The organism is Microbacterium alkaliflavum, assembly GCF_044325405.1.
Taxonomy (GTDB): domain Bacteria; phylum Actinomycetota; class Actinomycetes; order Actinomycetales; family Microbacteriaceae; genus Microbacterium; species Microbacterium alkaliflavum.
In genome coordinates this window covers 159,993-166,603 of sequence record NZ_JBIQWL010000005.1, presented here as the reverse complement: position 1 = coordinate 166,603, position 6,611 = coordinate 159,993, and the positions used below count along the sequence as shown (strand labels likewise).

The following is a 6,611-nucleotide window of genomic DNA, read 5'->3' as shown; positions in this document are numbered from 1 at the left end:
CCCCCCCCCCCCCCCCCGCCGCCGACTGCACGAGTCCGCCGACGATGTCGCCTGAGCCGTCCGGGAAGACGTAGTGGTGGTCGCCCACCGTCGTGCAGCCCGAGCGGGCGAGCACGGCCATCGCCCCCGCGGCCCCGGCGGCCGTGAGGTCGGCGTCGATGCGCGACCACAGGGGGTACAGCGTGGTGAGCCAGTCGAAGAGGATCGAATCCTGCGCATGACCGCGCGTGAGCCACTGATACAGGTGGTGGTGCGTGTTGACCAGACCCGGTGTGACGAGGCATCCCGTCGCGTCGACGACGTCGGCGCCATCGCGCTCGGGGGCAGGCCCTGCGCCGACCGCCGTGATGACACCGTCGTCGATGACGACGTGACCCGTCTTGTGCTCCGTGCCGACGCTATCGACCGTCGCGATGTGACCGCCCTGGATGATGGTGCGCGTCATGCCCAGAACCCTTCGTGCACGGCGCGCGCCGCCTCGAGCGCCACAGGTCCGACCACCTCGACCGCCTGACCTCCGCGCGCGAAGACCTCGCGGCACGGCAATGCGAGAGTGGGTATGCCTTCCTGGGCATGAACCAGTTCGCGGAGCTGGTCCTCGCCGAACGCGTACACGACACGGCGGATGCCCGACCAGTAGATCGCCCCCGCGCACATGGCGCACGGCTCGGTGCTCGTGTACAGGGTGGATGCCGCGAGCGTCGCGGCGTCGAGGGCGCGAGCCGCTTCGCGCACGACGTTCGTCTCGGCGTGGCCCGTCGGATCGGACTGCGTCACGACGGAGTTCAGCCCCTCGACGACGCGGCCGTCGGGTGCGACGACGATGGATCCGAACGGGTGGTCGCCGCGATCCCGCGCGGCTCGGGCGAGCGCGATCGAGTGTTCGAGGTATGCGGACTCTTCGGGCGATGCGTCGGTCATGGTGTCACTCGGATCGAAGGGGAACAGGATGTCGGCGATGTGAGGCCGGCCGTGGCGTCGATGCGCGCATGGAGCGGGCCGGCGCGCTCGCGGAGCGGTACTCCGCTGCCGCCGTGGCGCGATGCGACGATCTCGGCCAGCACCGAGATCGCCGACTCCTCGGGCGACGCGCCGCCGAGGTCGAGGCCGAGGGGCGAGTGCAGTCGTGCGAGGCTCACGTCGTCGACACCGGCGGCGCGGAGGAGCGACTCTCGATGGGCGACGGTCGTCCTCGCGCCCATCGCACCCACGAAGCCGACCGGCATGCCGAGCGCGACCTGCAGCGCGGGCACGTCGAGCCGCTCGTCGTGCGTCAGGACGCACACGGCGGTGCGCGCGTCGAGCGATGCGGGATCGAGGCCCCCGAGGTACTCGTGCGGAAGAGCCGCGACGACCTCGACGGCGTCGGGGAAGCGTTCCGGCGTCGCCATGAGCGGCCACACGTCGCAGACCGACACCGCGAAGCCGGCTGCCGCGCCGACGCGGCACAATGCGGCCGCGTGCTGACCGGTGCCGAGGAGGAGCAGGCGCGGGCGCGGAGCATGGGACAGCACGAGCAGGTCGCCTGCGACGAGGCTCTCGCGGTAGGCGACCGCCTGGCCGAGCGCGGTCGCGGGGTCGGCGTCGGCGACGAGCCGGATGCTCCCCGACCGGTCGATCGTCACCGTGACGCCGTGGTCGGCCGCGGCCGTCTCGAGCGCGTCGACCGCGGCCTCGTCGCCGGGATCGACGCGGTACGCGAGCACTTCGACCGACCCGCCGCATGCGAGGCCCGCCGCGTGCGCCGCATCGTCGGAGAACCCGAAGGAGCCCGACCGCGGCATCCCTCCCGCGAGCACCGCGAGCCCCAGGACGACCGACTCGGACTCGACGCAGCCTCCCGAGATCGAGCCGACGACCCGGCCGTCGCGGGTGACGGCCATCGATGCGCCGACTCCTCTCGGCGCGCTCCGCGCAACCCGGGTCACCGTCACGACGGCGACCGGCTCCCCCGCGCGGAGCACGGAGAGCAGATCGCCAGCGAGGTCGAGCATTCCGACACGCTAGCCGCGCAGTGTTTCCTCCGCGCTACGCTGTCGTGTCCATGAGCGATGCGTCGCGCGATCTCTGCGGACTCGTGCTGGCTGCGGGTGCGGGCACCCGTTTCGGCGGTCCGAAGGCGCTCGCCCGCATGTCTGACGGCACGCCCTGGATCGCCCGAGCGGTCGGGACGCTGCGGGATGCCGGCTGCCGCCGCATCGTCGTGACGCTCGGCGCGGGCGTCGACGAGGCCCGATCCCTCGTGCCGGCTGACGCGGAGATCGTGTTCGTCGCGGACTGGGCAGCGGGGCTGTCGGCGTCGCTGCGGGCGGGCCTCATCGCGGCGGAGGCGGCGGAGGCCGCAGTCATCCTGCCGGTCGACACCCCGGCGACCCCGGTGGCGGCCGTCCGACGAGTGGTCGAGGCATCCCCCGACCTGATGATCGCGCTCGTGCAAGCCGTGTACCGCGGTGCTCCGGGACATCCCGTGCTCATCGGATCGGCGCATTTCGCGACGCTCGCGTCGGGCATCTCCGGCGACGTCGGCGCCCGCCCGTACCTGCGGGCGCATGGTGCGCTCGAGGTCGAGTGCGCCGACCTCTGGTCTGGCGCCGACATGGACACCCGGCCCTGACCCGGTGCTGACCGTGGCCGGGCGGGTCAGCGGATCACGACGTTCTCAGGCTCCTCGCCGGCCAGGAGGTGCTCGATCTGGCGGCGCACGAGCCGCGCGATGCGCGGGCGCATCGCGCTCGAGGCGCCGCCGACGTGCGGCGAGATCAGGACGCCCGGCTTCCCCCACAAGGGGTGGCCCTCCGGCAGGGGCTCGGGATCGGTCACGTCGAGGGCCGCGCGGATGCGCCCGCGCTCCACGTGGCGGACGAGGGCGTCGGTGTCGACGAGCGGGCCGCGTCCGACGTTGACGATCAGCGCGCCGTCGGGCAGCGCCGACAGGAACGCGTCGTCGACGATGTGACGCGTCGCCTCGCCCCCGGGGAGGGTCACGATCACGATCTCGGCCTGGGGGAGCAGGTCGGGGAGCCCGTCGACGGCGTGCACGGCCATCCCGTCTTCGTCCCTCGCCCGGCTCGCGACGGCCGTCAGCTCGACCTCGAAGGGGCGCAGCCGCGCCGCGACCGCCTTGCCGATCCCGCCGTAGCCGAGCAGCAGCACGCGCCGGTCGGCGAGGCTGTCGGCGAAGACGGGCGACCACACCCCGGCCGCCGTGTCGACGGCGAAGCGGTCGAGCCGCCGCTGCGCCGCGAGTGTGAGGGCGACGGCCAGCTCGGCCGTCGACGTCTCGTGCACGGTCGTCGCGTTCGCGAACCGCATACCGGACGGCAGCAGGTCTGCGACGCCCTCGTAGCCGATCGACTGGCCCTGCACGAGGCCGACGCGGACGCCCGCCAGGTGCGTCAGCACGTCGGCCATCTTCATGTACGGCGGCACGACGAGGTCGATCTCGTCGCGCGGCGCCGGTCCCTCCACGGACCAGACGAGCACCTCGACGCCGTCGGGCAGCGGCGCGAGATCGCCCGCGAGCTCGGCGGTGGGAACGGTGACGACAAGCGGACGGATGCTGCTGCTCACCCGTCCCACGCTACCGGCGCGGTGCGATCGGGGTGCCCGCCGGCGCCGCTACGCTCCGGACAGACGCAGGCGTGAGGGAGGCTGGGATGATTCCGGAGATCAACTACTGGGCGGTGCTGCTCGCGACGGCGTCGAGCATGGTCGTCGGGTCGATCTGGTACACGCCGAAGGTGTTCGGCACGCGCTGGGCGAAGCTCGCCAAGGTCGACATGGACCGCCCGGGGGCGACCGCCGTCGTGCCCATCATCGTGACGGTGCTGGTCAGCTTCGTGACGGCGTGGGTGCTCGCGGGCGCCTCGGCGATCGCGTGGCACTTCTACAGCGGAAGCTGGTTCTGGGGCGCGATCGTGACGGCGGCGACGCTCTGGGCGGGGTTCACGGCGGCGCGCTTCATCACGCATGACGCCTTCGAGGGCCGGCCCACGTCGCTCACGGTGCTCAACATCGCGCACGAGCTCGTGACGGTGCTCGTCATGGCGATCATCATCGGCGTCTGGCCGCCGGCCGGCACCGTCTGACACACAGCGTCTCGTCATCGCGAAACCACCCTCCTCGTGCCCGAAACCACCTGTTGCTGAAGGTGGTTTCGGGTAGAAGAGGGTGGTTTCGGCAGAAGGCGGCGGGATGCCTCGACGCTAGGCCGCGGCGCCGACGAGGCTCGCGACGGCCGACGTGAAGAACGACAGACCGTCGACGCCCGAGCGCATGGCGACCGCGGTGTCGGGCCCGAAGCCGGGCTCGACGGCGTGCTCGGGGTGGGGCATGAGGCCCACGACGTTGCCGCGCTCGTTCGTGAGCCCTGCGATGTCGTCGACCGAGCCGTTGGGGTTGACGCCGACGTAGCGGAAGGCGACGAGTCCCTCGCCCTCGATGCGGGCGCGCGTCTCGTCGTCGGCGATGTAGCCGCCGTCGCCGTTCTTGAGGGGGATGACGATCTCCTGGCCCTCGGTGAAGTGGCTCGTCCACGCCGTCGAGGTGTTCTCGACGCGCAGGCGCTGGTCGCGGCAGATGAACTGCTGATGCGCGTTGCGGATGAGTCCGCCGGGCAGCAGGTGCGCCTCGACGAGCATCTGGAAGCCGTTGCAGATGCCGAGGATCGGCATGCCCTGGGCCGCCGCATCCTTCACCTCGGCCATGATCGGCGCGAGGGCCGCGATCGCCCCGGCGCGCAGGTAGTCGCCGTAGCTGAAGCCGCCCGGCAGCACGAGGCCGTCGACGCCCTTGAGGTCGTGCTCGCCGTGCCACAGCGCGACGGGCTCGGCGCCGGCGACGCGGATCGCGCGCTGCGCGTCGCGGTCGTCGAGCGAGCCGGGGAAGGTGATGACGCCGATGCGGACGGTCATTCGACGACCTCGATGCCGACGACGTCTTCGATCACGGAGTTCGACAGGACGTCGTCCGCGACCTTGCGGGCGGTCTCGAGGAGCGCCTCGTCGACCTCGCCCTCGACGAACAGCTCGAAGCGCTTGCCGATGCGGACACCGCTGAAGCCGTCGACGCCGAGACGCGTGAGGGCGCCGGCGACGGCCTTCCCCTGGGGGTCCAGCAGCTCGGCCTTGGGCATGACGTCGACGACGATGGTGGGCATAGCGAAGCTCCGGAAGTCGCGGGCGGATGTGCGCCTCCAGTCTACGGCCCGGCATCCGCTCTCCTCTCCCGCCCCCGGAACGCCACTGTGATGGAACCGTGACCAAACTATGGGAGCGCTCCCTTGACATTCATGGGAGCGATCCCATAGCGTCTCCTGCGTCCGGTGAGAGCGCTCCCACGGATTTGTTCCGGTCCCGACTGAGCGTCCCTCGAACTTGCCCCACACAAAGGAGTGACACGTGAACTCACGCGCACTGCGGCGCACCGCTGTCCTGACGGTCGCCGTATCCACCTCCGCTCTCGTCCTCGCAGGTTGCGCGGGCAGCAGCGGCTCCTCGTCGGAGTCCGACGGTCCGATCACCCTGACGGTCGCGACCTTCAACGACTTCGGCTATACCGACGAACTGCTCGCCGCCTACCAGGACGAGCACCCCGAGGTGAAGATCGTCCACAACAAGGCAGCGACGTCGAACGACGCCCGCGCCAACTACTTCCAGAAGCTCGGCAAGAAGGGTCTCGCCGACATCGAGGCCATCGAGGTCGACTGGCTGCCCGAGGTCATGAAGTACTCCGACCTCCTCGCGCCCGTGCCGGACGACCTCAAGAGCCGTTGGCTCGACTGGAAGACCGAGGCCGCGACCGACCCCGACGGCAACCTCATCGGCTACGGCACCGACATCGGGCCCGAGGCCATCTGCTACCGCTCCGACCTGTTCGAGGCGGCGGGCCTGCCGACGGCTCCCGACGACGTCGCAAGCCTCATCGACGGCGACTGGGCGAAGTACTTCGAGGTCGGCGCGCAGTATGCGTCGGCGACCGGCAAGGCCTTCTTCGACTCGGCCGGCGGCACCTACCAGGGCATGATCAACCAGGTCGAGGCCGCGTACGAGGACCCGAAGTCGGGCGACATCATCGCCACCGAGAACCCCGAGGTCAAGGACATCTACGACCAGGTCACCGAGGCCTCGGCGGCGCAGTCGGCGCACCTCGGCCAGTGGTCGGACGACTGGTTCGCGGGCCTGTCGAACGGCGCCTTCGCCACGATGCTCTGCCCCGGCTGGATGCTCGGCGTCATCTCGGGCAACGCGCAGGACGTCACGACGTGGAACGTCGCCAACGTCTTCCCGAACGGCGGCGGCAACTGGGGCGGCTCGTACCTGACCGTCCCCGCCAACGGCGCCCACGTCAAGGAGGCGCAGGCCCTCGCCGACTGGCTGACCTCGCCCGAGACGCAGGTCAAGGCGTTCGAGAACGCCGGCACGTTCCCCAGCCAGGTCAAGGCCCTCGAGTCCGACACGCTGCTGAGCTCGACCAACGAGTTCTTCAACAACGCGCCGGTCGGCCAGATCTTCACGGATCGTGCCAACGCGGTCACCGTCGCGCCGTTCAAGGGTCAGTACTACTTCCAGATCAACGACGCCATGCAGAAGGCTCTGACGCGCGTCGAGACC

At 70.9% G+C, this 6,611-nt stretch carries 9 protein-coding genes; 3 read left to right on the top strand and 6 right to left on the bottom strand.

Annotated features, from left to right (window positions below; genetic code table 11):
• The 3 genes from ACH3VR_RS15055 to ACH3VR_RS15045 all read right to left on the bottom strand — a co-directional run.
• On the bottom strand, window positions 1–445 hold a 445-nt coding region (locus tag ACH3VR_RS15055; protein WP_397557133.1), incomplete at its 3' end, for an amidohydrolase family protein.
• Window positions 442–921 (bottom strand): nucleoside deaminase, encoded by a 480-nt coding sequence (locus tag ACH3VR_RS15050; protein ID WP_397557132.1) that lies wholly within the window; start codon window positions 919–921, stop codon window positions 442–444. The genes ACH3VR_RS15050 and ACH3VR_RS15055, both read right to left, overlap by 4 nt.
• Window positions 918–1,994: an XdhC family protein gene (locus ACH3VR_RS15045; RefSeq protein ID WP_397557131.1), complete on the bottom strand. Its 1,077-nt coding sequence runs from the start codon at window positions 1,992–1,994 to the stop codon at window positions 918–920. Before ACH3VR_RS15045 ends, ACH3VR_RS15050 begins: the two co-directional genes overlap by 4 nt.
• Before the next feature lie 50 nt (window positions 1,995–2,044).
• On the opposite strand from ACH3VR_RS15045, the gene ACH3VR_RS15040 reads away from it, so the two are divergent.
• A complete protein-coding gene (locus ACH3VR_RS15040) occupies window positions 2,045–2,614 on the top strand; it encodes a nucleotidyltransferase family protein (protein WP_397557130.1) in 570 nt (189 codons plus the stop codon).
• Between the two features lie 26 nt (window positions 2,615–2,640).
• Here the strand turns inward: ACH3VR_RS15040 and ACH3VR_RS15035 are convergent, their stop codons facing one another.
• Window positions 2,641–3,570 (bottom strand): 2-hydroxyacid dehydrogenase, encoded by a 930-nt coding sequence (locus ACH3VR_RS15035; RefSeq protein ID WP_397557129.1) that lies wholly within the window; start codon window positions 3,568–3,570, stop codon window positions 2,641–2,643.
• 86 nt (window positions 3,571–3,656) lie between these two features.
• Between ACH3VR_RS15035 and ACH3VR_RS15030 the strand changes: the two genes are divergently transcribed.
• The gene (locus ACH3VR_RS15030) at window positions 3,657–4,088 is read left to right on the top strand and encodes a DUF1761 domain-containing protein (protein WP_397557128.1); all 432 of its coding nucleotides are present in this window, start codon (window positions 3,657–3,659) and stop codon (window positions 4,086–4,088) included.
• A 117-nt stretch (window positions 4,089–4,205) separates the two neighbouring features.
• Here ACH3VR_RS15030 and purQ read toward each other — a convergent pair whose 3' ends face one another.
• The gene (gene purQ / locus ACH3VR_RS15025; RefSeq protein ID WP_397557127.1) at window positions 4,206–4,913 is read right to left on the bottom strand and encodes a phosphoribosylformylglycinamidine synthase subunit PurQ; all 708 of its coding nucleotides are present in this window, start codon (window positions 4,911–4,913) and stop codon (window positions 4,206–4,208) included.
• A complete protein-coding gene (gene purS, locus ACH3VR_RS15020) occupies window positions 4,910–5,158 on the bottom strand; it encodes a phosphoribosylformylglycinamidine synthase subunit PurS (protein ID WP_345801106.1) in 249 nt (82 codons plus the stop codon). Before purS ends, purQ begins: the two co-directional genes overlap by 4 nt.
• 241 nt (window positions 5,159–5,399) lie before the next feature.
• On the opposite strand from purS, the gene ACH3VR_RS15015 reads away from it, so the two are divergent.
• Window positions 5,400–6,611: ABC transporter substrate-binding protein (locus tag ACH3VR_RS15015; RefSeq protein ID WP_397557126.1), on the top strand; the 1,212-nt coding region annotated here is incomplete at its 3' end.

What these genes read in the sequence shown, in the direction of transcription:
- ACH3VR_RS15050 (WP_397557132.1), bottom strand. Translation starts at nt 921, where the DNA reads ATGACCGACGCATCGCCCGAAGAGTCCGCATACCTCGAACACTCGATC.
- ACH3VR_RS15045 (WP_397557131.1), bottom strand. Translation starts at nt 1,994, where the DNA reads ATGCTCGACCTCGCTGGCGATCTGCTCTCCGTGCTCCGCGCGGGGGAG.
- ACH3VR_RS15040 (WP_397557130.1), top strand. Translation starts at nt 2,045, where the DNA reads ATGAGCGATGCGTCGCGCGATCTCTGCGGACTCGTGCTGGCTGCGGGT.
- ACH3VR_RS15030 (WP_397557128.1), top strand. Translation starts at nt 3,657, where the DNA reads ATGATTCCGGAGATCAACTACTGGGCGGTGCTGCTCGCGACGGCGTCG.
- purQ (WP_397557127.1), bottom strand. Translation starts at nt 4,913, where the DNA reads ATGACCGTCCGCATCGGCGTCATCACCTTCCCCGGCTCGCTCGACGAC.
- purS (WP_345801106.1), bottom strand. Translation starts at nt 5,158, where the DNA reads ATGCCCACCATCGTCGTCGACGTCATGCCCAAGGCCGAGCTGCTGGAC.